Origin of the sequence: Croceitalea rosinachiae (genome assembly GCF_031846445.1) — a bacterium.
In the GTDB taxonomy this organism is placed as follows: Bacteria; Bacteroidota; Bacteroidia; order Flavobacteriales; family Flavobacteriaceae; genus Croceitalea; species Croceitalea rosinachiae.
Window position 1 is genome coordinate 30069 of the sequence record NZ_JAVRHR010000003.1, and the last position, 24930, is coordinate 54998.

Genomic DNA, 24930 nt, shown 5'->3' on the forward strand with positions numbered 1-24930 from the left:
TTTATGATTTAAAGATATTCCAGAATTCTTTCCAAAGCCATTCCTCTAGAACCTTTAATGAGTATTGACGCAGGGCTTAGTTTATCGTTTTCCAGATGAGCTTTTAAAGTTTCAAAAGACTTGAATTTTTTAAATGTAGAGGCTACTTTCGAAAAATTTTCGCCAACAAGAAAAGTATTATTAAACTCCATTTCTTCAGCTAAATGAGCAATTGCCTGATGCTCCTTAGCTGCTGTTTCGCCTAACTCAAACATATCGCCCAAAAAAAGAACTTTGCTTTTTGATTCAACTTCACCAAAGCTATCCAAAGCAGCTTTCATACTGGTTGGATTGGCGTTATAGGCATCTAAAATAATATGATGACCATTTTTTTCAATGAGTTGAGACCTATTGTTTTCAGGGTGATAACTTTCTATGGCGTCTTTGATAGCTGTTTTTGGGATATTAAAATATTTACCCACTAAAACTGCTATGGCACAATTTGTAAAATTGTATGCGCCTATAAGCTGAGTTGAAACCTCTTCATTCTCAAATTTGAACTTCACAAAAGGATTGGCCCCTAGAAACTTAATATTATAATATTCATGGTCAGTTTCACTAAATCCAAACTTGTTAATGTAGGTAGATAGTCTTTCTTTTTGAATAGGGTCATCAGCATTTAAAAAAACATACTTTTCGTTGGCCTGCAAATAATCATATAATTCGCTTTTACCTTTAATGACACCATCTATACCGCCAAAACCTTCTAAATGTGCTTTTCCAAAATTGGTGATATACCCAAAATCAGGCTCTGCTATCGAGGCCAGAAATTCAATTTCTTTTTGATGGTTGGCCCCCATTTCAATGATGCCAATTTCAGTATCTTCTTTAATGGTCAACAGTGTTAATGGTACACCGATATGATTGTTTAAGTTGCCAACCGTAGCAATGGTATTGTATTTTTTGGAAAGTACTTTATGGATAAGCTCTTTAGTAGTGGTTTTTCCGTTACTTCCTGTAAGTGAAACTACTTTTGTCTTGGATTGATTTCTGTGATAGTTAGCAAGTTCTTGCAATGTTTTTAAAACATCATCAACCAAGATGGTCTTATCTGAAATTTTATGACTCTCTTCATCTATTACCGCATAAGCTGCGCCTTTTTGCAATGCATCTTTTGCAAAAGCGTTGCCATTAAAATTAGAGCCCTTTAGTGCAAAATAAATACAGTTTTTCTTAATCTTTCTGGTATCCGTACAGACAACGGGATGTTGCAGAAAAATACGGTAAAAGTCAGTTAATTCCATAATTCGAAGATAAAAAAAGCCCCTAACTCTTTAGTTAAGGGCTTTCAATTTATTTTATTCGAAAGATGATTTATTTTACTTTTTTATGACGTACGGTCTTGTTTTTAGTTTTTGCCTTGGAGCCAACCCTGGACATTGCGCATCTGAATCCGATATCATCTGTTGACATATACTGAGGTAAGTAACGGCGTTGCGCTGGATCTAACCAAAAGGCTCTATCTCTCCAAGAACCACCTTTATAAACTCTAACCTCATCATTGATCAATGAAGTTCTATAATTTGAAGTATCATATTGTCGTAAAAGCTTGCCAGTAGAGTCTCTTTCTACTTTATGTTTTGGAGAATCATACATTTTTCTATTATCAGATTCTTCATCACTAAAGCGCTCGAAAAATCTTGATGATCCTGGATCACCATCACGAAATCCTCTATTATCACTAGATGAGAAATTTGTTCTCAAATAGGTCTCCTCTTCATCAACAGCAACCATTTTTATTTCACCTGGTAGATTCATGGCCACAACTTTTCCATTGGGCAAGGTGTCAAAGACTACAGAATCTCTAAGAATTTGAACTTTTCCATCTTCACCTATGGCCTTTTTCATGTAAATATTACCACGATAATAGTTGAAATCACTGATTTCATCATCAACAATAGGCCTGTAAACATCCGCAACCCATTCAGAAACATTACCTGCCATATCATATAATCCAAAATCGTTGGGTTTGTATGACTTTACCTCACCGGTAATATCGGCGCCATCGTCAGACCAACCTGCAATTCCGCCATAATCACCTTTTCCTTGTTTAAAGTTTGCTAATTGGTCACCGCGACCTAAACGTTGTCCATTTCGAGTATAATCACCTTCCCAAGGATATTTTTTTCTACCTCTATAATTGTTGTATTCACGACTACCGATTAAGGCTTGAGCCGCATATTCCCATTCGGTTTCAGTAGGCAAACGATATTCTGGTGTTATAATACCACTACTTCTTTTTGCAAAGTTGTTTATGGAATCTTTTTTCTGCTTTCCTTGAAGAGAATCTATCTGGCCTCCATATACTGATTCAGGGTTGTTCAAGTAGGCTTCCGTACTAAACGTACCGCCAATTTCACCATTTAGAACTTGATATTTGGCATCTTTGGCCAAATAACCTTCTCTTTCTAAAGTTGCCTCGTTCACACGGTCTGTTCTCCACTCTGCATATTGAGTTGCTTGAATCCAGTTTACGCCTACTACTGGGTATTCTGCATAAGCCGGATGACGTAAATAACTATTGGTCATGGTTTCATTAAAACCTAATCGATTTCTCCAAACAAGGGTGTCAGGTAGTGCACCTTTATAGATATTCTCATACATAGGGTTCTCTGGAGGATAAACTGCCTTCAGATAATCTAAGTATTCTAAGTACATCACATTAGTGACCTCAGTTTCATCCATATAAAATGATTGTACATGCTGTGCTGTAGGAGAATTGTTCCAATCATGCATAACATCATCTTGAACCTGACCTTTTGTAAAGGTACCGCCTTCAATAAATACCGTTCCGGGAGGTGTTTCTTGTTCTTTGAAACTAGAATTGTACTGAAAACCACCTTCTTTGGCATTAATTTTCCATCCTGTGGCTCTAGAGACATTCTTAGAAGATGAAGAAGAAGAGTTCTTGCAACTCGTCAACGTTCCACCTACAATAGCACAAGAAAGTACAACTTTAAAAAAGAATTTTTTCATAATTAGGACTTGAGTTCAATAACCGATAATTCAAACATATCGGCACTTTGGTTTTATTCGATTTAAATCACTTTCGGCAATAGAACGAAAAGATGAGCACAATATTTTATAAAATGAAAATATTTCTGTCCAACTATTTCATTGTGGTTCCATTACTGGAAATAACGCATGAAAATGAGTTATAGTATAGGGTGGTAATAGCTTTAACAGCTTGATGAGTGAAAATTGTTATGCTTTTTATCGAAAATAAATGTTTAAGGTATAAGAATTCGCCGAAAAGCTCGTTTAAGAAAATAATACGTCTGAAATATTTTAGCATAATTGCGCTTATTTAGACATTAGACCACATCAAATTTAAAAGAAGAAAATGAAAAAGTTAATTCCTTTGATTGTTTTATGCTTTGTAGCCAAAGTATTTGGGCAACAAGAACGCACTATTACGACAGCAGTTCCTTTTTTAAACATTGCCGCTGACGCTAGAGCTGCCGGTATGGGTGATATGGGTGTTGCTACCTCAGTGGATGCGTTTTCTCAACAATGGAATCCTGCAAAATATGCTTTTGCAACTCAAAAATTAGGAATAGGTGTAAGTTACACTCCGTATTTAGAAAGTATAGTTACCGATATTTCACTTTTGAATGCAAGCCTTTATAATAAGTTAAGTGATAGAAGTGCATTTGCTTTTGGGATAAAATACTTTGGTTTAGGAGAGATAGAGCTTAGGCAGACTGTTGATGAAACGCCAACTATTGTAAAGCCAAATGAGTTTTCTCTGGATGGTTCATATTCCTTAAAATTGAGTGAGACATTTTCTATGGCCGTAGGTGGGCGTTTTATAAGCTCAAACTTAAGATTTCAAGATGGGCAACAAGACTCTCAAGCTGCAAATGCTTTTGCCGTTGATATTGCAGGTTTTTACCGTTCAAGGGAAATAGCTTATAATTCTTTTGATGGACGTTGGAGAGCTGGATTCAATATTTCAAACCTTGGAGGAAAGATTCAATATGATGCAGGCGGGCAAGAAAACTTTTTACCAACGAATTTAAAATTCGGAGCAGGATTTGATTTTATTTTGGATCAAGACAATGTTTTAGGGCTTTATACTGAATTCAATAAACTATTGGTGCCAACTCCTAGAGATTTTGATGGTGATGGAGATATTGATGCTGAAGATAATGCGGAATATCAAGGTATTAGTTTCTTTAATGGAGTTTTTGAATCTTTCGGTGATGCACCAGATGGCTTTAGTGAAGAGTTACAAGAAATAACCTGGGCTCTTGGAGCAGAATACAAATATCAAGATGCTTTTATGTTCAGAGCTGGATATTTTAATGAAAATGAAGTAAAAGGAGCAAGACAATTTTTTACACTTGGAGCAGGTTTTAAGTTTAAATCAGCACAAGTTGACCTATCTTACCTGTTCTCTACCTCACAAGTAAGAAATCCTTTAGAAAATACCCTGCGTTTTTCTTTGACATTTAATTTTGGAGAAGAATTTTTAAACGACTAGAATTAAATATTTAAAATATTTTTAAAACCTCAACATTGCGTTGAGGTTTTCTTATTTTTAGTCAATACCTAAAGGTTTTAATTTGAAAAAGAAAATAGCATTCGAGCTAAGCATTTACAAAACAGAAGAAGAGCTTTCGGTTGAAGATTCAAATTTGTTGAAACAGGCAGTGAATGCAAGGATAAAAGCCTATGCACCGTATTCTAATTTTCTGGTTGGGGCTGCTGTCCTTCTCGAGAATGGTGAAATTGTCTTAGGAAACAATCAAGAAAATGCTTCTTATCCTTCGGGGCTTTGTGCTGAGCGGGTTGCGATTTTCTATGCAGGAGCTAATTATCCAAATGAGGAGATTAAAAAAATTGCAATAAGCGCAGCATCTAATGATTATGAAGTCAAGGAGCCTGCTGGCCCTTGTGGCAATTGCAGACAAGCTATTGCGGAATACGAGTACAAGCAAAAAACTCCAATTCCCATTATAATGAGAGGAGAGAGTGGGCCAATCTATAAATGCGATGCAGTTACTGATATGTTACCTTTAGGATTTAATAATTCTTTTTTGAGTGATTCTTAATCCAAATTTTCTCAAAAAGAGATATATCCCTATTTTTGTTTTTCCCAAAAAAGGGACAACGTTATTTAACATGCCAAATTGATGAAAAAAATCACAAAAGAGGTTTACCTAAGATGGTACGAGGACATGTTGTTTTGGCGCAAATTTGAAGATAAACTTGCTGCCGTTTACATTCAACAAAAAGTAAGAGGTTTTCTCCATCTTTATAATGGACAAGAGGCTGTTTTAGCTGGGTCTTTACATGCGATGGATTTGACGAAAGACCGAATGATTACTGCTTACAGAAACCATGTGCAGCCTATTGGTATGGGTGTTGACCCAAAAAGAGTGATGGCCGAGCTCTACGGAAAAGTAACAGGTACTTCAAAAGGCATGGGTGGTTCAATGCATATTTTTTCAAAGGAGCATCGATTTTATGGCGGTCATGGCATTGTTGGAGGGCAAATACCTTTGGGCGCAGGTATGGCCTTTGCAGATAAATATTTTAAACGCGATAACGTGACCCTATGTTATATGGGTGACGGAGCTGTAAGACAAGGTTCTTTGCATGAGTCATTTAATTTGGCAATGCTTTGGCAGTTACCGGTTGTTTTTATTTGTGAGAATAATGGGTATGCTATGGGTACTTCTGTCGCAAGAACCTCATATTCCACTGATATTTACAAATTAGGGCTGGGCTATGAAATGCCTTGTGCCGCAGTAGATGGTATGGATCCAGTTACAGTGGCTAAAGAAGTTGATAAAGCTATTGAAAGGGCAAGAACAGGGGGAGGACCTACTTTCTTAGAAATGAAAACATACCGATATCGTGGTCATTCAATGTCTGATGCGCAGCACTACAGAACAAAAGCAGAAGTAGAAGAGTATAAGAAAATTGACCCAATTACTCAGGTTAAAGATGTCATTCTTGAAAAGAAGTATTCAACTGAAGATGATATTAAGGCAATTGATAAAAAAGTGAAGGACTTAGTTTCGGAATGTGAAAAATTTGCTGAGGAATCTGACTTTCCTCCAGTACAGCAATTGTATGACATGGTATACGAACAAGAAGATTATCCGTTTTTAAAACACAAACTCTAGGGACATGGCAGAAGTAATAAATATGCCAAGATTGAGCGATACCATGGAAGAAGGTACCGTAGCAAAATGGCTTAAAAATGTAGGTGATAAAGTTGAAGAAGGAGATATTTTGGCCGAGATTGAAACTGATAAGGCCACAATGGAATTTGAATCTTTCAATGAAGGAACTTTATTGCATATTGGAATCGCAGAAGGAGATGGCGCCCCAGTTGATACGCTATTGGCCATTATCGGCGAAGAAGGCGAAGATATTTCTGGTTTACTAAATGGAAGAGGAGCTGCCGCGACAGAAGAAACTCCTAAGATAGAAGAGAATTCCGTTCCAGCAGAACCTGAAGCTCAAACTTCTTCAACCGAAGTTCCCGAAGGAGTTGAGATTATTACCATGCCTCGCTTGAGTGATACTATGGAAGAAGGTACTGTGGCGAGCTGGTTGAAAAAAGTAGGCGATACGGTCGAAGAAGGTGATATTCTTGCTGAAATTGAGACGGATAAAGCTACCATGGAGTTTGAGTCATTTTATTCAGGTACACTTTTGCATATCGGTATTCAAGAAGGGGAAGGTGCTCCTGTAGATTCCCTACTAGCTGTTATTGGCCCTCAAGGAACTGATGTTGATGCAGTTTTAAATGCAAAACCGTTAAATGCAGCTTCGACTGATAATGCCGAGAAGGCAAAACCTGCTTCTGAAGAAACTAAAAGTGTTGATACGGCACCTGTTCCTATCAGTATTACTAGTGATAGTGGAAGGATATACGCCTCGCCTTTAGCAAAGAAAATTGCCGCAGATAAAGGGATTAACTTGTCTGAGGTGACCGGTACTGGTGATAATGGTCGAATTGTAAAACGTGACATAGAAAGATTTAAGCCAAATGCAGCACCAGCTGCTAGTGGAGCAACTTCAAGAGCCCCAATGGAACAGGCAGCTCCTGTAGCTGCAATGGCACCTATTAATCTGCCTGTTGGTGAAGAGGGTAGCGAAGAAGTTAAAAATTCACAAATGCGCAAGGTGATTGCCAAGCGTTTAAGTGAATCTAAATTCTCAGCCCCACATTATTATTTGACCATTGAGGTCGACATGGATAATTCTAAAGCCTCAAGGGCTCAAATTAACGGCTTGCCAGATACAAAAGTATCTTTTAATGATATGGTATTAAAGGCCTGTGCGATGGCATTGAAAAAGCACCCACAAGTCAATACGACTTGGAACAATGATACAACTCGCTATAACCATCATGTTCATATCGGTGTCGCAGTGGCAGTTGATGATGGTCTTGTAGTTCCAGTTTTGAAGTTTACAGATCAAATGAATCTGACAACTATTGGTGGAGCGGTAAAAGACATGGCCGGTCGTGCTAGAAATAAAAAGTTGACCCCCGCAGAAATGGAGGGTAGTACCTTTACAGTCTCGAATTTGGGCATGTTTGGTATTTTAGAATTTACTTCAATCATAAACCAACCCAACTCCGCTATTTTATCGGTAGGCGCAATTGTTCAAAAACCAGTGGTCAAAAATGGTGAAATTGTAGTAGGCAATACTATGAAGGTTACTTTAGCATGTGACCATAGAACGGTTGATGGTGCTACTGGGGCTCAATTTTTACAAACTTTAAGAGCTTATTTAGAGAATCCAGTTACCATGTTGGCATAAGTCTTTTAATAAAGCTTTAAATCAAAAAAAAGCATCCTATTCTAAAGGATGCTTTTTTTATCTTTAGAACTAAATCGAATTAAATGAAAAGTTTACTGGCGTTTTGTGCTTTGGCATTGGCCTATACTTGTGGAAGTTCTCAAATACAGGAAACCTCAACCAAGGAAGTTGCTGAGCCTGGTGGTCCCGAGGGAGTAAAAGCGAAAATCACAAAGATGGATTCTAGTGATGCGAACGGATTTACTACTATTGACGACATTAGTGAAATTATGAATTTTCTAGCTTCTGACGCGCTACAGGGTCGCGATTCAGGTAGTGAGGGAATTGCGACCGCAGCTACTTTTATTGAAAAGAGCTTTATGGATAATGGAATTCAGCCGTACTTCAATTCTTATCGGGATACCTTGTCCAATTTTGAAAAAATGGCTTTTAATGTTGTCGGATTATTAGAAGGTACAGACCCTAAATTGAAAGAGGAATATGTTCTTATAGGTGCACATTACGACCATATTGGAATTATTGCCCCTGAAAATGGCGATGCTATTGCCAATGGTGCCAATGACAATGCTTCAGGTACTACTTCGGTAATGGAATTTGCCCGTTATTTTGGCAATGGCCAAACTAATAAACGAAGTCTGATTTTCGCGCTGTTCAGTGCTGAAGAAAAGGGGCTTTTAGGCTCAAAACATTTAGCAAAAAGGTTAAAGGATGAAGGATTGAACCTGTATGCCATGTTGAATTTCGAAATGACAGGTGTTCCCTTAGTGAAAAAAGACTATCAGGTTTATATTACAGGATTTGAAATGTCAAACTTGGCTAAAGTCAGCAACATGTACGCTGAAGAAAATTTGGTAGGTTTTTTGCCCACGGCTAAAGAATTCAACCTCTTTCAACGTTCTGATAACTATCCTTTTCATCAAGAATTTCAAGTTCCTGCACATACCTTCTGCACCTTTGATTTTACCAATTTTGCTTTTTATCACAAAGTAGGTGATGAGGCTGATATTATCGATTTTGAACATATGGCCACTATGGTCAATAAAATGATTCCTGTTATTGAAGGAATTACAAATGCGCCAACTCAAGAAATAAGACTAAATTAAATACAGAGCATAACCACGATTTGAGTCAACAGCTTTCATATTTCTTTCTAACGGGAATAATAGTCATTTAATAAGATACATGTCTCATAAAAATATAATCATATCAGGAACAAGCCGGGGAATCGGCTTTGAATTGGCCAAATTACTTGCAGATGAAGGGCATAAAGTACTTGCATTATCCAGAAATCCAAGACCTATACTCGATTTAAACCACAACAATATTGCCACTTTTGCCTTTGATTTGTGTGAAGCCGATGATTACAGAAAAGTAGAAGAGTTCATTCAAGACTGGGGAAAAGTAGATGTACTCATCAATAATGCCGGAAGTCTCTTGAACAAGCCTTTTTTGGAAACTTCGCCTGAAGATTTTGAAAAGGTCTATAAGGTAAATGTTTTTGGTGTCGCGGAACTGACTCGAATTTTATTGCCTAAAATGCGCAAAGATGCCCATGTGGTTACTATAAGTTCTATGGGTGGCGTGCAAGGGAGTATGAAATTCCCGGGTTTGTCAGCATATAGTTCTAGTAAAGCGGCCGTAATCACATTAACGGAACTTTGGGCCGAGGAATTTAAAGAGACAGGCCCTTCATTTAATGTTTTGGCCATAGGTGCGGTAAAGACCGAAATGTTGGCTGAAGCCTTTCCTGGTTATGAAGCGCCGGTTACGGCAAAAGAAATGGCTACTTATATAAAGGATTTTGCATTGACAGGACATAAATTATATAATGGCAAATTACTACAGGTAAGTAATAGTACGCCTTAGTTTTTGATAAGTTCAACTTTAAAAATAGTATCCAGTTTTGGATATTTTTTGATAAAGGCATCCAGATCTTTATACATAGTCTCAAGGTCGTTCATAGTAGTATCAGAATAACCATCATATAGCGTTTCTAAAACTTTCATGCCTATGGTCACTTTACCAAAAGTTGGAAAACCCTTAACATCATTATAATCAAGGGTGTCCAAACGACTGTTGTCGCGCAAGTTGATAAATAAATCCGTACCTCTGCTTTCTTTTCCTCCACGAGCAAAACTTAAGGTTCCCTTATCACATTACCTTGCAGTAAGGGTTTGTTAGCTATTTTGTAGCGGTTCCAGGCATTGTATAAAACACTGAAATTACCTCCGAATTGGGCAACAAAACCGGGATTAACCCTGTAAAATAAAATATTGTCAAAATAGCGTGTTTTGACCAATTGGTAAAAACGGTCCACAGCCCTTGGTGATGACTTGCGTTCACAACTACCTCAAAGTCACCTTTTGAAGTCATAAACTTTGTCGTAAAAGTTTCAGGGGCTTGAGTTTTTGTCCAACTCGATTTGAATTTTGAACTTGAACAGCCCAGACTTATCAAAACAAAAGTTAAAATAACTGTAATTTTTAAATACCTCATTTTTTTTAATAGGTTATGGAAATCGTTTCTCCTTGTCCGGTGACTATAGTCTCATTTTCTGAAATCGCGATTTCACCCTTATAATCTTTTGGTTGCTTGGTATGTATTGTTTTCAAAATAAGGTTCCAATCCGTATTGGTTTGTTTTACCTTAATTGAAGGCTTACCATTATTTTTGGCATAATACACCGAGATTTCATTATCACCGATTTTTATATTCTCCAAAGAGGCTTCATTCCACATATCAGGCATTTGCGGACTTATCACAACTTCTTTTTCAGCGGCATTGGGTTGTATGCCAAAAAATTGATGTACAATAGGGTAGGCGTAACTATAGATATTCCATGCCTGTGCCATCATTCCAAAATCAGGAGATACTTCGTACATACTGCCGGGCAATGCATAACTAAAAGATCGTGTCATACGTTCTAAGTAATCTAAAGCTTCATTAGGTCTACCATAGTTATTTTCGGCTATGGCAGAAACTCCTGTGGGCAAAGTCATGACTGCCCCTGTATAAGTAAAAATTGGAGGGGCTATATACGTATTTTCATTAGACCCTGCGGATTCATCACGGTCAATGCCTGTAACAAAAACCCCAAAAGGATTTACATAATTTTTGGCGGTTTCTAGTGCTCTTAGAGCTTTGTCATTATCAGCAATGCCCATTTCCATTGGAGTGTTCACGACCCAATTATGATGTAAGACAAAAGGACGGGGTTTATCAGAAGGATTATCTAAAACAAATTGTTTGGTCTGTTCCATTTCTGCAATCGACCATGGTTTTTTTAGGGTGTCAGCTCTTATAATGGCATCTTCAATAAGGTGCAGGGTCTGTTCATCTGTTCCAATAAAATCGGCATATGAATTAAAATCTTCTGACCAGAAATCGGTGTTTATTTTGTCTTTTAAATTCGCTGCTACGGCCTCATAGGTATTGGCTAAAGCTTTTTTCTCTAATATGTCGGCTATTTTCGCCGCATCGGCAAATGCTTTCTGGGTATAAACAGCCACGTCAATCATTTCACTATCAAGACCGTGAATTTCCATCATGCCAAATCCTTCGGGAAAACCATTCTTGTCCAAGTCATTGGTATCCATAAGCCATTTCAATCCTTTTTCTATAGTAGGGAAGTACTCTTCTAAAAAAGCTTTATCACCGTTCCATTGATAAATACGCCAAATTAAAGTGGCAAATTGCGGTGTTTCGTTGATATTACCATCATTAAAAACAGCACCATTGGTTGACATTTCATGAATTATTTTGCCGTTGCCGTTTACTGCTTCAGAAACACTATCTAAAAGCTTGATTGTTTTGTAAACCGCATCTTCTTGACCAACGGCCATATACCCTTGTAGGGCATATTCGCTATCAACACCAAACCACCAAGGGTAGTCAGGAATACCAGCCGTGATGCCTGTTCCTATTTCAGGAACGGTTCTAACTAACCAATCACAATTGTATTTTAACCATTCAAAAGTTTGTTCTAATCTTTTATCAGGAATGTTCAGTTTGGTTTGATTTGCCAATTTTTGATATCGATTTTTCTTCTTCTTAACTAGTGTTGGCAGGCTATTTTGAATGGTGTGCAAGGTAGTAATAGCAGCTTTTTCAGACTTGTAAGATCCCGCGATGGCAAAAGTTATAGTTTTTGATTCATTAGGTTTTAAGGTTATGGAATAGCTAAGAGCATTAGAAACTCCATTTCCTTTATATTTTTGATTTGTATTGGTAGTTCTTTCAGGAACTAATTGAGAATTATAACAAACAAACCACGGATTTTTTTCATCTTTTACTACCCATCCATTTATAACATCGTTGAAATTTGCTAAATCTTGACTATCTATCATATCCGTTCTTTCACCAAGCCAGGTCGGCCTTAAATCTGAATGACCAACAAAATCAACCGAAAAGGACTGTGTGCTCACTCCTTTGTTTATAATATGTATTTGTACGACAAGCCCCTCATTATCATCGGGTACAAATTGCCATCGCTCAATTTCTAATGCTTTTTCATTAATTAAAAAATGATGTTTATTGGTATATGGGTAATTCGTGAAACTGTGTGCACTATTAAGTGAGTAAGATTCATCTGCCCAGTTCAGGTGTATGTCAAAACCATCCATAAGTTTGATAGGATGGTTCCAAATCCCCCCCATCTCGCCTTTAACATGCCACCCTAATTCTGGAAAAGAACCATCTTGATGTCCGACCATATAAATCCGATTTCCAGCGGTAACATACGGTGAGGTCAGATATTTGGTTTTACCGATAATTGAAGGTTCGTCCTTTAGCATTTCACTAAACGTAGTTTCTTTTTTTTCGGTACATCCTATCAAAAAAAGTATGAAACAACTAAATGTTAGAATAGGTTTCACAGTCATGAAAATTATCTTTGATTTAAAAATACAGATATTCCCGCTAATTATTTTTATCTCCTATTTTTGTTCATGTGAATGATGTCTTACAAAAATATCTTCCAGAGAGAGCAGTAGCTCCATGCTTTAGTTTGATTAAAATGCATGGGGTAAATCTAAAAATTGTAAATCATCGTGTTACAAGGCATGGTGATTACAGAAAATTACCGAATGGCTTGCATCAAATAACGGTAAATGCATCTTTGAATAAATATCGTTTTTTGATTACACTTGTGCACGAGATTGCACATTTAGTTGCTTTTGAAAAATTTGGCCGTTGTATAAAACCTCATGGTTTAGAGTGGAAGCGAACCTTTCAGCATTTAATGGTACCATTTATAAGGCCTGAAATTTTCCCTATTAAATTATTACCCGTTATTGCCCGTCATTTTAAAAACCCTAAAGCGAGTAGTAGTACAGATGCAAATTTGTCTATTGCTTTAAAAGCTTTTGACACAGAACAACAGAAAGAAAATTCTTACGTTTTTGAATTACCATTAGGTAGTAAGTTTCGAATCTATAACGGTAAACTTTTTCAGAAGGGGAAGAAGCGCGTAAAACGTTATGAATGCATTGAACTATCAACCGGCAGACTATATTTGTTTCAACCTAATGCAGAAGTAGAATTAATCAGTGACTAAAAGATAAACCATGAATAAAAATTATTATGCTGTTTTAATGGCAGGTGGCGTTGGATCTAGATTTTGGCCGGTAAGTACAACAAATAACCCTAAGCAATTTCATGATATGTTGGGGACAGGTGATACCCTAATTCAAAAAACTTTTTCTCGTCTGAATAAATTTATTCCGACAGAAAATATTCTTATCCTGACCAATGAACGTTATAATGATTTGGTACTAGAACAACTTCCATTGGTGAAACAAGCGCAAGTAGTTTTAGAGCCAGCTATGAGAAATACAGCACCTTGCATTTTGTATGCTTCACTCAAGATTCAAAAAATGAATCCGAATGCTGTGATGATTGTTGCTCCTAGCGATCACTGGATTGAAGATGAACAAGCTTTTGAGAATGATGTTATTGCTTGTTTTGAAAAGTGCGAAAAAGAAGAAGTGCTATGTACCTTGGGCATTCAACCTGCATATCCAAATACAGGTTTTGGATATATTGAATATGAGAAAGAGCGTCAGAATCGGATAAAAAAAGTAGCCCAATTTCGTGAGAAACCAAATTTAGAAACTGCTAAAGATTTTTTGGCTCAAGGTAACTTTTTATGGAATGCGGGTATTTTTATGTGGAGCGTGACTACAATCGTAAAGGCATTTAAAAATTATCAATCAGAGCAATTTGACTTATTTGATAAAGGAATGTCTTGCTATAATACTGCTGAAGAACAAGAGTTTATAGCTGAAAATTACCCTAAAGCAGAAAACATTTCAATAGATTATGCTATCTTGGAAAATTCCGGGTCAATATTTACCCTTCCAGCAACCTTTGATTGGAATGATTTGGGCACCTGGGGAGCTTTGTATGAGAAATTAGACAAAGATGAATCAGACAATGCTGTTGTTAATGCAGAGTCTTTACTAGTTGATGCTAAAGGAAATATGATTCGTTCGGCAAAAGGAAAAATTATTGTGGTTGATGGCTTAGAAGATTATATCATTGTTGATAAAGATGATGTATTATTAATTTATCCCAAATCAAAACAACAAGATATCAAGAAAGTACGAGGCCAGGTTCAAGATGAATTTGGTGAACAGTATGCATAAATTATGAGTGAAAATCTTTTTCAAGAAAATAACACAAATACTACTCCAGATAGTGGGGAAGAAATAAAAAAGGACTTTAAAGGTTTATTGGGTAATGCTCAAAAATTTCTTTTTGAGCTTTTAGAGATACGAAGTAATACAGACCCCATTGCTACGAAAGAATCGATAATTGCCGATATTCCATTCAAGGGTCATACTTCTTGGATTCTCATATGTTCTATTTTTATCGCTTCTGTAGGTTTAAATGCAAACTCTACCGCTGTGGTTATTGGTGCAATGTTAATTTCACCATTAATGGGTCCTATTTTGGGTATGGGTTTGTCATTGGCCATTAATGATATCGATATGCTCAGGCGCTCACTAAAGAATTTTACCGTAATGGTTGTTTTGAGTGTGCTGACAGCTTTTCTTTTCTTCTATTTGTTTCCTTTGCGTGATGAATCTTCAGAATTATTGGCAAGAACAGCTCCAGATATTCGGGATGTATTGATTGCTTTTTTTGGTGGTTTAGCACTGGTAATTGCAAGAGCAAAAAAGGGTACTATAGCCAGTGTTATTTTTGGAGTTGCCATTGCTACAGCTTTAATGCCTCCTCTTTGTACCGTAGGTTTTGGTTTGGCCATAGGTAAACCGTTATATGCATTAGGGGCCATGTATCTCTTTACTATAAACACCATTTTTATAGGTTTAGCTACTTTTTTAGTGGTTAAATATTTACGTTTTCCTATGGTCCGTTATGCCAACTCAAAAAGACGAAGGTTTATAGCTAGAATAGCTTCTTTAGTAGGTTTAGCCGTTATGATTCCTGCGGGAATTACATTTTATGACGTACTGCAAGAATCTTTGTTTAGAAAACAGGCTCAAGAGTTTTTAGCCGATACCATTGAGATTTATGAATTTGAAGGTAGTGGTCGCTATGAGAATGATTTAACTGATCTTCATTTTGATAAAAAATACGGGTCTTATATTGAAGTCGCCATTTTAGGAACAGAAGAAGTGCCAGAAAATATTGTAAATACTTGGCGTAACAGAAAGAATTCGTACACTAGGCTTATAGATACAGAATTAAGGGTTTTACAAGGTGGGCGTGACGATTCACAGCAAAAATTTGATTATGTAAACGAATTGTACGAGTCTAAAAAAGCTGAACTTTTGACAAAAGAAGAACGTATTCGCGTTTTAGAGGAAGAAGTTGCCAACTTGGGTAGATACGCTTCTCAAAGTATACCTTTTAAAGAAATCACAGCAGAAGCCAAAGTGAATTATGAACACGTTATAGGGATTGGTTTTTCCAACCGTATCCAGACTGATTTTAATAAAACGGATACTACTGCTTTGTTTGAGGTAAAATTTAAAGATGGATTATCTCAGAACGAAGGTCAGGCCCAGATGGACAAAATAAGCGATTGGTTAAAAGTTCGTTTGAAAGACAGCACAATTCAAGTGAGAAAAGTGGAGTAGTATGATTTAATTCCGTTCTTCAATATACATTTGGCGCACTTTTTTAAATAACTCAGAAGAGTACACAAAGTCAGTTACCGCGCCATTGTCTGTTTTAAAAATTTCTTTGTTGGTACCTTCCCATTCTTTAAAACCATTTTTTAGAAAAATAATTTTTTCGCCAATCTCCATAACCGAATTCATATCATGGGTGTTGATAATCGTGGTAATATTAAATTCTTGAGTAATTTCTTGAATCAAATTATCAATCAAAATTGCAGTTTTAGGATCTAAACCTGAATTAGGTTCATCACAGAAAAGATATTTCGGGTTCATAACAATTGCTCTAGCAATGGCAACTCTTTTCTGCATTCCTCCAGAAATTTCTGAAGGATATTTTTTGTTAGCATCAACTAGATTTACCCGTTGTAGTACCTCATTGACCCTATCCCTCATTTCACCCATATTTCTTTTGGTAAACATATCCATAGGAAACATCACATTTTCTTCTACGGTCATGGAGTCAAAAAGGGCGCTACCCTGAAATACCATTCCCATGTCTTGACGCAAGTCTCGTTTTTCACTGGTAGATAATTCAGAATATTTTTGTCCACTATAACTGATACTACCTTCTTCAGGTACGAAAAGCCCTAGTAAACACTTTAAAAACACGGTTTTACCAGAGCCACTTTGCCCAATGATTAAATTGGTTTTGCCTTGGTCAAAACAAGTTGAAACGCCCTTTAAAACATGAGCGTCACCAAACGATTTGTGTATGTTATCTACTTCTATCATTGCCCTAGCATCAATTGTGTTAATACATAGTTTAATATGATGATTACCACACTGGTCCAGACAAAAGCTGTTGTACTGGCTTTACCAACCTCTAACGCCCCACCTCTCATATAAAACCCATGAAATGAAGGCACTGTTGCAATAACGAGCGCAAAGACCAGTGTCTTAACAAAAGCGTATGTTACATGAAATGGAGTAAAGTCAAGCTGAAGGCCTTTTATGAATTCTCCACTTGGTGCATATTCGCCAAAGACAGCTGCAACCCAACCACCCAATACGCCAACATACATGGCAATTGCCACGGCAAAAGGATACATGAGCATGGCAATTATTTTTGGAAAAACAAGGTAATTCAGCGAATTTACACCCATTACTTCTAAAGCATCAATTTGTTCGGTAACACGCATGGTGCCAATACTTGAAGTGATATATGAGCCTACCTTACCTGCCATTATTATTGAAGTAAACGTTGGTGCAAATTCTAAAATTACTGATTGTCTCGTTGCAAAACCTATAAGGCTTTTGGGCAAAAAAGGACTATTTAAATTTAGAGCTGTTTGTATGGTAACAACACCGCCAATAAAGAAAGCTATGAAAATGATGATGCCCATGGAACCATAGATGAGTTCATCAATTTCTTTTAAAATTAAAGAACGCATAATACGCCATTTGGTAGGTTTTTTAAAAATTTCCCATACCATTATAAAATACTTGCCGATAGAAGCTATGTAATTCATAAAATGCAAAATCTACTTCAAGCGTAAAAATAACAATATTGATGTGTATTTAACCTTGATTTAAATTTTTAAAAATTTTAATTGATAGCTTTGTGGGATTCAAATTTAGAAGATGAAAAAATTATGCCTAATTATAACGATAGTTGCATTATTTGCTAGTTTTTCAGTTGCTAATGCACAACGAAAAGCAAAAACTAAAAATGCGATTGCTGTCTCACAATCACAAACAAACCCAAAGTTGGTAGTCGGTATTGTAGTAGACCAAATGCGCTATGATTATTTGACCCGTTTTTGGAATCACTATGGTGAAGGCGGATTTAAAAGATTAGCAAATCAAGGGTTCAATTGTAAAAACCATCATTTTAATTATGCGCCGACCAGCACTGGTCCTGGACATGCCTCCGTATATACTGGCGCTAGCCCGTCATCACACGGTATAATAGGTAATAATTGGTATGATAAACAACAAGATAAAGAAGTGTATTGCGCCTCTGACGACACCCAAGAATCTATTGGTACAACCTCAGAAGCCGGAAAAATGTCTCCACATCGAATGCTTACGACCACCATAACTGACCAATTACGGCTACATACTCAAATGAAAGGTAAAACCATTGCTATAGCGCTTAAAGATAGAGGTGCCGTTTTACCTGGCGGACATACTGCAAATGCAGCGTATTGGTTTGAAGGCGATGATACTGGCAAATGGGTGACCAGTTCATATTATATGGAAACTTTGCCAAATTGGGTGATGGCTTTTAACGAATCTGAGGCAGCGCAGAGTTATAAGAAAGCATGGACAACAATAAAAAGTATTGATTTATATGTAGAAAGTGGTTCAGATAATAATAAATATGAAGGTCTATTTAAAACAGAAACAACCCCTACATTTCCGCATAGCACTCCAAATTTATTAGATAAAACAAGAGACTATGAATTTATTAAAGCCACGCCTTTTGGAAATAGTGTAACTACAGATTTCGCCATTGAGGCATTAAAAAATGAAAACCTTGGGGTAGATAGCGTACCTGATTTTTTGGCAGTAAGTTATTCTAGTACTGATTATGTAGGCCATAAGTTTGGTGTGAATTCAAAAGAGATACAAGACACTTATCTGCGATTGGATCAAGATTTAGAGCGTTTATTGAACTCTCTGGACCAAGAAGTTGGTAGCGGAAATTATACTGTTTTTTTAACTGCCGACCATGGCGCAATTCATGTTCCGGCCTATTTAAAAGACCAAAAAATCCCGGCAGGTTATATTGAAATGGATGAATTAAAAAAACAATTTAATGAGTTCTTGAAATATAAGTACGGAACGACTGATTTGGTAAAGAACATCAGTAATTATCAAGTGTTTTTAGATCATAAAGTCATTAATAACCTTGATATGGATTTGGATGATGTACAAGAAGAAATTGCATTTGAACTACAAGGCTATAAAGATGTGAATATGGTATATACTGGCTATCAAATGTGGCAAAATGAGTATACTAGAGGTATTCCCTATATTTTACAAAATGGATGGAATCAAAAACGTTCTGGAGATGTCCTTTTTGTGCTAAAGCCGAGTTTTATATCATATCCAAGAACAGGGTCAACCCATGGCTCTCCAATGATTTATGATACCCATGTGCCGCTATTGTTTTATGGTAATGGAATTAAAAAAGGAGAGACCTTCTCAAGAACAGAGATTCCTGATATTGCTCCAACGATTGCCAGTATGTTAGGAATTGCTTTCCCTAATGGAACTACTGGGAAACCAATTGTTGAGGTATTGGATTAATGCTATATTTCATTCTTTGATCAAAATGGCCTCAATGGCAATTGACTTAAATAAGTAAGTTTATAATCAAAACAATTTAGCAAGTATGCCTTTCCAACGTAACTGTCTTATAAAACGACCCTCATCGGTATTAACAAAGCGTTCTTTTCTGGTTAACCAAGCCCCTAAATAACTAAAAATTCCTTGCAGATAGAGCTTCGGACTTTTGGCTTGTAAAGCCATTTTTAAGAGTGCAATTTTCGCCAAGGGCAATCCGTATCGCATTCTATATAGGGCTTCACCTTTAGCTTGATAATTTTTTGCTGTATATCCTTTACCTGTTGGTCGCAAATGTTTTACTTTAAGGTTTTCGTCAGTCAAGGTTTCAAAATCATGGTACTTTGCCAACAAAGTATCAACGGTATCCCAACCCGTTCCAAGCCTCAAACCTTCAATTTTATTAAAACAGGCTTGGTGATATAGTTTTATCGGGCCACGAATATGGGTCTTCTCAGCAATGTTTTCATACACCCAATTTTCATCTTTTTTAATATAGAGCAGCCCAGAACACATGCCTAATTTCCAATTGCTTTGAAAATGGTTACACATTTGCTCAAAATAATTCGAGGGGAGAACAATATCGGCATCAAACTTTCCGATTAAATTATAATTAGAGACGTATTTCAGCCCATAGTTAAACGCATCTACTACTTTTTTACCTGGTCTATGTTTATCAGAACTTTTACGTTGAAGAACTGAAATCCAGTCATATTTTTTGCTGAATGCCGTTGCTATTTCAAAAGTACGGTCTGAAGAGTTGTCGTCAACAATAATAAGCTCTTCCGGTGGTTGAGTTTGCACAACAAATGATTCTAGACAAACCTCGAGAAACTTTTCTTCATTATGGGCAGGAATGACAATGCTTATATGCATAAGCCAAATTTAAACCCTTTCTGCATAAACTAGGTAGTACCTATTCGTAAAGTATCGCAACAGTGGGCGAAACCCTATCTTTTTTGTTGGGTTGGTCCATTTGATCGAATCTACAATTTTCCAACCTGCTTTCTCTAAAAGCCAATCAAATTGCCAATCTTCAAACTCATGATAATGCCTATCCCAGGGGTCCGTTTTGCTCCGATAAGCTGATGCAAACCATAATCGCATAGGAATACTGGCAACCAACTTGTCTGCTTTAATCGTTTTTAAAACATTGAAAGGAGCTACAAGGTGTTCAAAAATCTCAAAAGCAGTTATAACCTCGGCCTGGGAATCAATTACATTTTTAAAATTAAGATCTAAATCTTCACCTTTGGTATTCTGTATAGCATACCCTTCAGATTTTAATATTTCAGAAAATGGGTTTTCAACGCCCAAATCTAAAATACTTGCATCTTTTGAAATATGCTTTTTAAGAAATTCAAGGGTGATTCGGTAACGTTTATATGGATATTTGCCTTCATACATGGGCTAAAATTCCAAAAAACAAATGACAAATGACAACTAATACCTGACAAAATAAAAAACAAAAGATAAAGAAGATTGTATCGCGCTATATGCGATATACAATCGCATTAATGTTCATACCAGCTCCAACGCTGGCAAAAATGACAACATCTCCCTTTTTTAATCCGTGGTTTTCTACCTTACCTTTTCGAACACGGTCAAAAAGAATAGGAACCGTAGCGACCGAATTATTTCCCATTTCTTGAATAATCATAGGCATTACCCCATCTGGAGCTTCTTTTCCATATAGTCTGTAAAATCGTTTTATAATGGCCTCATCCATTTTTTCATTGGCTTGATGAATGAATACCTTTTTTACATCATCAATTCCGACTCCAGCTTTATCAACACAATCAGCCATGGCCTGCGGAACATTCGAACATGCGAATTCATATATTTTTCTACCATGCATTTTAATATATCTTGTATCAGTACATCCCTCTTGATCATTGGTTTTATCAAAATAAAGATAATAGGCTTCGCCATTAGCGTGTGTTTGACTTGCATGGGCCAAAATTTCGCCCTTATTACTATCTGCCTCTAAGATACATGCACCAGCACCATCAGAGTAAATCATACTGTCCCTGTCATGTGGGTCAATAACCCGTGATAAGGTTTCGCCACCAATGACCAGACATTTTTTAGCCATTCCGCTTTGAATAAAAGCTTTTGCTTGAATTACACCCTCAATCCAACCTGGGCAGCCAAAAAGTATGTCATAAGCAACACATGAGGTGTTTTTTATTTTAAGAAGGTGTTTTACTCGAGTAGCTAGTGATGGTAAAGTATCGCCTTGTATTTTACCGGTTTGGACATCACCAAAATTATGGGCAAAAATGATATAGTCTAACTCTTCTTTATCAATGCCAGCATCTGTTATGGCCTTTTCTGCGGATAAGAACCCAAGGTCAGACGTCTTTAACTCAGGTGGGGCATATCTACGTTCAACAATTCCGGTAATTGCATGAAATTTTTCGATAATGGTGGCATTTGAATGTTCAAATTCGCTACCATCAGGACCAAGAAATCTATGATTTATAAAATCATCGTTTGTGGTTATAATTTCGGGTAAATAACTACCTGTTCCTGTGATTCCTATTTTCATGTGTAGTTAGTAAAATCTAATTGTAAATTACAAGATACTGTAAAACTAAACTCGTTATTATGCATGCATAATAAATGTTACGATATTCAACTATCAGCTTACTATTGCTAATCGAATAAAAACTCCATTATCTTTTTGTGTAAACAAGCTTAGTTCCTGCAATACAAGGGTTTAGTTATACTTCGGCATATGCCTCGATAGGAGTACAAGTACAGATTAGATTACGATCCCCAAATGCTTCATCAGTACGTCTCGCCGATGGCCAAAATTTGTTTTCGCTTACAAATGAAAGTGGAAATGCGGCTTGTTCTCGCGTATATGGAAAATCCCAAGTATCAGAGGTAACCATGGTTAAAGTATGTGGTGAATTTTTTAATACGTTATTTGGGTTTTCAATAATGGCATGCTGAATTTCTTCTCGAATTGAAAGCATCGCTTCACAAAACTTATCCAACTCCGCCAAGCTTTCACTTTCCGTAGGTTCTATCATCATGGTGCCAGCTACTGGAAAAGATACTGTGGGTGCGTGAAAACCATAATCCATTAAACGTTTTGCAATATCTGTAACCTCAATACCATGCTCTTTAAAAGGCCTACAATCAATTATCATTTCATGGGCTGCCCGTCCTTTTTCTCCAGTGTAGAGTACATCATACTTACCGTTAAGACGCTCTTTGATATAGTTTGCGTTTAATATGGCAATTTTTGTCGAATCAGTAACGCCGTCAGCACCAAGCATTTTAATATATCCGTAAGAAATTAAGCAAGCCAAAGCACTGCCCCAAGGGGCACCAGAAATAGCGGTAATAGCATGCTCTCCACCCGTTTCAACTACAGGGTTTGATGGTAAGAAAGGTTTTAGCTGTTCTGCTACACAAATGGGTCCAACACCTGGTCCGCCACCCCCATGTGGAATAGCAAAGGTTTTATGTAGGTTCAAGTGACAAACATCGGCACCTATAGTTGCTGGATTGGTCAAACCTACCTGAGCGTTCATATTTGCACCATCCATATACACTTGTCCTCCATTATCATGTACCAATTTGGTAATATATTTGATAGATGACTCAAATACACCATGTGTTGAGGGGTAGGTAACCATCAATGCGGCCAAATTATCTGAATGTAAATTGACTTTTTCTTCTAAATCAATAACATCAATATTTCCTTTTTCATCAGTTTTGGTAACGACTACTTTCATGCCTGCCATTACTGCTGAAGCAGGATTAGTGCCATGGGCCGAAGCAGGAATAATACAAATGTTCCTATGTGAATCTCCACGAGATTTATGATAAGCTCGAATGGTCATTAAACCGGCATACTCCCCTTGAGCACCAGAATTAGGTTGTAATGATGTCGCCGCAAAACCAGTAATTACATTCAATTGTTTTTCTAATTCCTGAAGCATAATTTGATATCCTTCTGCTTGATTCAATGGCACAAATGGATGAACATTTCCCCAATTTGCTAGACTTAAAGGCAGCATTTCTGATGCAGCATTTAGCTTCATGGTACAACTGCCCAAAGAAATCATTGAATGGTTTAATGCCAAATCTTTACGCTCGAGTTTTTTGATATAGCGCATCAATTCGGTCTCTGAATGATAGGAATTGAAAACAGGCTGTTGTAAAAAAGAGGATTTACGTTTTAGTGAATCTGAAATACTGTCTATTTGATTTGCAAAAACCATGAAACTTTCTTTCTCTACATTATACTCTTTTATAGAAGAAAAAATTCCCATTAAGACCTTTAAGTCATGAGATGAAGTTGCTTCATTAAATGAAATAGAAATTGTTTTAGAATCAATATAGTTTAAATTAACCCCATGCTTTTCAGCAATACTTTGAACTTCTTTAGAGTTTTCAACTTCAATTTTTATGGTGTCAAAGTAAGTTGAATTTAGCTGTTTATAACCTAAGTTTTGCAGAAACCCATCAGCCACCTTAGCAGCATTGTGTATTTTTTTGGCAATATACTTCAACCCAACAGGACCGTGATATACGGCATACATTCCTGCCATCACTGCAAGTAATACTTGAGCGGTACAAATGTTTGAAGTTGCTTTGTCACGCTTAATATGTTGCTCTCGGGTTTGTAATGCCATGCGCATTGCCGGATTGCCATCAGTATCTTTGGTCATTCCAATAATACGACCAGGTATACTCCTTTTATAAGCTTCTTTAGTAGTAAAAAATGCAGCGTGAGGCCCTCCATATCCCAAAGGGATTCCGAATCGCTGGGTGGTGCCCACTACAACGTCTACACCCCATTCACCGGGAGGGGTCAATAACACCAAGCTTAAAATATCTGCTGCAACAGCAACTTTAATATCATTCTCTTGCGCTTTTTTAACAAAAGCAGCATAATCATGCACTTGCCCATATTTGCCTGGATATTGCAGAATAGCACCGTAAAAGTCGTTTGAAAAATCAAATTCTTCATGATTACCTACAACAAGTTCAATACCTAAAGGAGTTGATCGTGTTTCCAATAGACTCATGGTTTGGGGCAGTATTTCTTCAGACACGAAGAATTTCAAAACCCCATTTTTTTTCTGTTGTCTACTGCGAATATCATATAACATGGTCATGGCTTCTGCCGCAGCAGTACTCTCATCTAAAAGAGATGCATTGGCCAATTCCATTCCTGTTAAATCGCAGATCATAGTTTGGTAGTTCAATAAGGCCTCTAACCTGCCTTGGGCTATTTCAGCTTGGTAAGGGGTATATGCAGTGTACCACCCCGGATTTTCAAGAATGTTTCTTTTTATAACGGAAGGGGTTAAGCTTTCATGATAACCTAGTCCTATATACGATTTGAATACTTTATTCTTATTTGAGAGGTGCTGTATATGATTTAAAAATTCATGTTCACTTATGCCATCTGGTAAATCGAGTTTGTTGCTTAAACGAATATCATCAGGAATGGTTTGGCTAATAAGTTCTTCCAAATCATTTACTCCAACGATTTCGAACATTCTTTTTAAATCTTTTTCATGAACGCCAATATGGCGTAAAGCGAATGAATCTGTATTCATATTTTTATCAAATAAAGTCCACAAAATTAGGGATTAATTCTATGAAAACAGCTGAATTTAAAACTATTGAGCACAAA

General features: G+C 36.8%; 19 protein-coding genes and 2 pseudogenes. 10 read left to right on the forward strand and 11 right to left on the reverse strand.

All coding sequences use genetic code 11. The features are described 5' to 3' along the window. Positions 1-8: 8 nt before the first annotated feature. Together RM706_RS12595 and gldJ are read right to left on the reverse strand one after the other, a co-directional pair. On the reverse strand, positions 9-1283 hold the full coding sequence (locus RM706_RS12595) for a UDP-N-acetylmuramoyl-tripeptide--D-alanyl-D-alanine ligase (protein WP_311352064.1): 1275 nt from the start codon (positions 1281-1283) through the stop codon (positions 9-11). Between the two features lie 70 nt (positions 1284-1353). Then, positions 1354-3015 (reverse strand): gliding motility lipoprotein GldJ, encoded by a 1662-nt coding sequence (gldJ, locus tag RM706_RS12600; RefSeq protein WP_311352066.1) that lies wholly within the window; start codon positions 3013-3015, stop codon positions 1354-1356. A 367-nt stretch (positions 3016-3382) separates the two neighbouring features. On the opposite strand from gldJ, the gene porV reads away from it, so the two are divergent. From porV to RM706_RS12630, 6 genes are all read left to right on the forward strand, one after another. After that, positions 3383-4525 (forward strand): type IX secretion system outer membrane channel protein PorV, encoded by a 1143-nt coding sequence (porV, locus tag RM706_RS12605; protein WP_311352068.1) that lies wholly within the window; start codon positions 3383-3385, stop codon positions 4523-4525. Positions 4526-4607: 82 nt separating this feature from the next. After that, on the forward strand, positions 4608-5096 hold the full coding sequence (gene cdd / locus RM706_RS12610; RefSeq protein WP_311352070.1) for a cytidine deaminase: 489 nt from the start codon (positions 4608-4610) through the stop codon (positions 5094-5096). 81 nt (positions 5097-5177) lie between these two features. Next, entirely contained in the window at positions 5178-6176 is a 999-nt protein-coding gene (gene pdhA / locus RM706_RS12615; protein ID WP_311352072.1) for a pyruvate dehydrogenase (acetyl-transferring) E1 component subunit alpha, read from the forward strand. Between the two features lie 4 nt (positions 6177-6180). After that, positions 6181-7827: a dihydrolipoamide acetyltransferase family protein gene (locus RM706_RS12620; RefSeq protein WP_311352073.1), complete on the forward strand. Its 1647-nt coding sequence runs from the start codon at positions 6181-6183 to the stop codon at positions 7825-7827. Positions 7828-7910: 83 nt separating this feature from the next. Next, positions 7911-8930, forward strand: a complete 1020-nt coding sequence (locus RM706_RS12625) for a M28 family metallopeptidase (RefSeq protein WP_311352075.1) — start codon at positions 7911-7913, stop codon at positions 8928-8930. 79 nt (positions 8931-9009) lie between these two features. Continuing rightward, positions 9010-9693, forward strand: a complete 684-nt coding sequence (locus tag RM706_RS12630) for an SDR family NAD(P)-dependent oxidoreductase (RefSeq protein ID WP_311352077.1) — start codon at positions 9010-9012, stop codon at positions 9691-9693. Here RM706_RS12630 and RM706_RS12635 read toward each other — a convergent pair. The 3 genes and pseudogenes from RM706_RS12635 to RM706_RS12640 form a co-directional block, all read right to left on the reverse strand. Further along, a pseudogene (locus tag RM706_RS12635) lies at positions 9690-9965 on the reverse strand (peptidylprolyl isomerase); the annotation flags it as partial. The gene RM706_RS12630 and the pseudogene RM706_RS12635 sit on opposite strands and share 4 nt — an antisense overlap. Beyond that, positions 9965-10150, reverse strand: a pseudogene (locus tag RM706_RS16530) (peptidylprolyl isomerase); the annotation flags it as partial. The pseudogenes RM706_RS12635 and RM706_RS16530, both read right to left, overlap by 1 nt. A 178-nt stretch (positions 10151-10328) precedes the next feature. After that, positions 10329-12707, reverse strand: a complete 2379-nt coding sequence (locus RM706_RS12640; protein ID WP_311352079.1) for an amylo-alpha-1,6-glucosidase — start codon at positions 12705-12707, stop codon at positions 10329-10331. Positions 12708-12775: 68 nt separating this feature from the next. On the opposite strand from RM706_RS12640, the gene RM706_RS12645 reads away from it, so the two are divergent. Genes RM706_RS12645 through RM706_RS12655 form a run of 3 tightly spaced genes read left to right on the forward strand, consistent with a single transcriptional unit; the run spans position 12776 to position 15932 of the window. Next, positions 12776-13381, forward strand: a complete 606-nt coding sequence (locus tag RM706_RS12645) for a SprT-like domain-containing protein (protein WP_311352082.1) — start codon at positions 12776-12778, stop codon at positions 13379-13381. A gap of 10 nt (positions 13382-13391) precedes the next feature. Next, a complete protein-coding gene (locus RM706_RS12650; RefSeq protein ID WP_311352084.1) occupies positions 13392-14471 on the forward strand; it encodes a mannose-1-phosphate guanylyltransferase in 1080 nt (359 codons plus the stop codon). Positions 14472-14474: 3 nt separating this feature from the next. Beyond that, complete coding sequence (locus RM706_RS12655) at positions 14475-15932, forward strand: DUF389 domain-containing protein (RefSeq protein WP_311352086.1); 1458 nt, start codon at positions 14475-14477, stop codon at positions 15930-15932. A gap of 6 nt (positions 15933-15938) precedes the next feature. Here the strand turns inward: RM706_RS12655 and RM706_RS12660 are convergent, their stop codons facing one another. Both RM706_RS12660 and RM706_RS12665 read right to left on the reverse strand, forming a co-directional pair. Beyond that, positions 15939-16706, reverse strand: coding sequence for an ABC transporter ATP-binding protein (locus RM706_RS12660; RefSeq protein WP_311352088.1), 768 nt, complete (start codon positions 16704-16706; stop codon positions 15939-15941). After that, the gene (locus RM706_RS12665) at positions 16703-17443 is read right to left on the reverse strand and encodes an MlaE family ABC transporter permease (protein WP_311352090.1); all 741 of its coding nucleotides are present in this window, start codon (positions 17441-17443) and stop codon (positions 16703-16705) included. The genes RM706_RS12660 and RM706_RS12665 overlap by 4 nt, the downstream gene beginning before the upstream one ends. A gap of 112 nt (positions 17444-17555) precedes the next feature. Between RM706_RS12665 and pafA the strand changes: the two genes are divergently transcribed. Continuing rightward, positions 17556-19229, forward strand: coding sequence for an alkaline phosphatase PafA (gene pafA / locus RM706_RS12670; RefSeq protein ID WP_311352092.1), 1674 nt, complete (start codon positions 17556-17558; stop codon positions 19227-19229). Between the two features lie 66 nt (positions 19230-19295). On the opposite strand, the gene RM706_RS12675 is transcribed toward pafA, so the two are convergent. From RM706_RS12675 to gcvP, 4 genes are all read right to left on the reverse strand, one after another. Further along, positions 19296-20141: a glycosyltransferase family 2 protein gene (locus tag RM706_RS12675; RefSeq protein ID WP_311352094.1), complete on the reverse strand. Its 846-nt coding sequence runs from the start codon at positions 20139-20141 to the stop codon at positions 19296-19298. 9 nt (positions 20142-20150) lie between these two features. Next, positions 20151-20672 carry a class I SAM-dependent methyltransferase gene (locus RM706_RS12680; protein WP_311352096.1) on the reverse strand — a complete coding sequence of 174 codons (522 nt, stop codon included), beginning with the start codon at positions 20670-20672 and terminating at the stop codon, positions 20151-20153. Positions 20673-20757: 85 nt separating this feature from the next. After that, positions 20758-21816, reverse strand: a complete 1059-nt coding sequence (locus RM706_RS12685) for a 3-oxoacyl-ACP synthase III family protein (RefSeq protein ID WP_311352099.1) — start codon at positions 21814-21816, stop codon at positions 20758-20760. 175 nt (positions 21817-21991) lie between these two features. Beyond that, positions 21992-24853: an aminomethyl-transferring glycine dehydrogenase gene (gcvP, locus tag RM706_RS12690; RefSeq protein ID WP_311352101.1), complete on the reverse strand. Its 2862-nt coding sequence runs from the start codon at positions 24851-24853 to the stop codon at positions 21992-21994. Positions 24854-24930 lie beyond the last annotated feature (77 nt).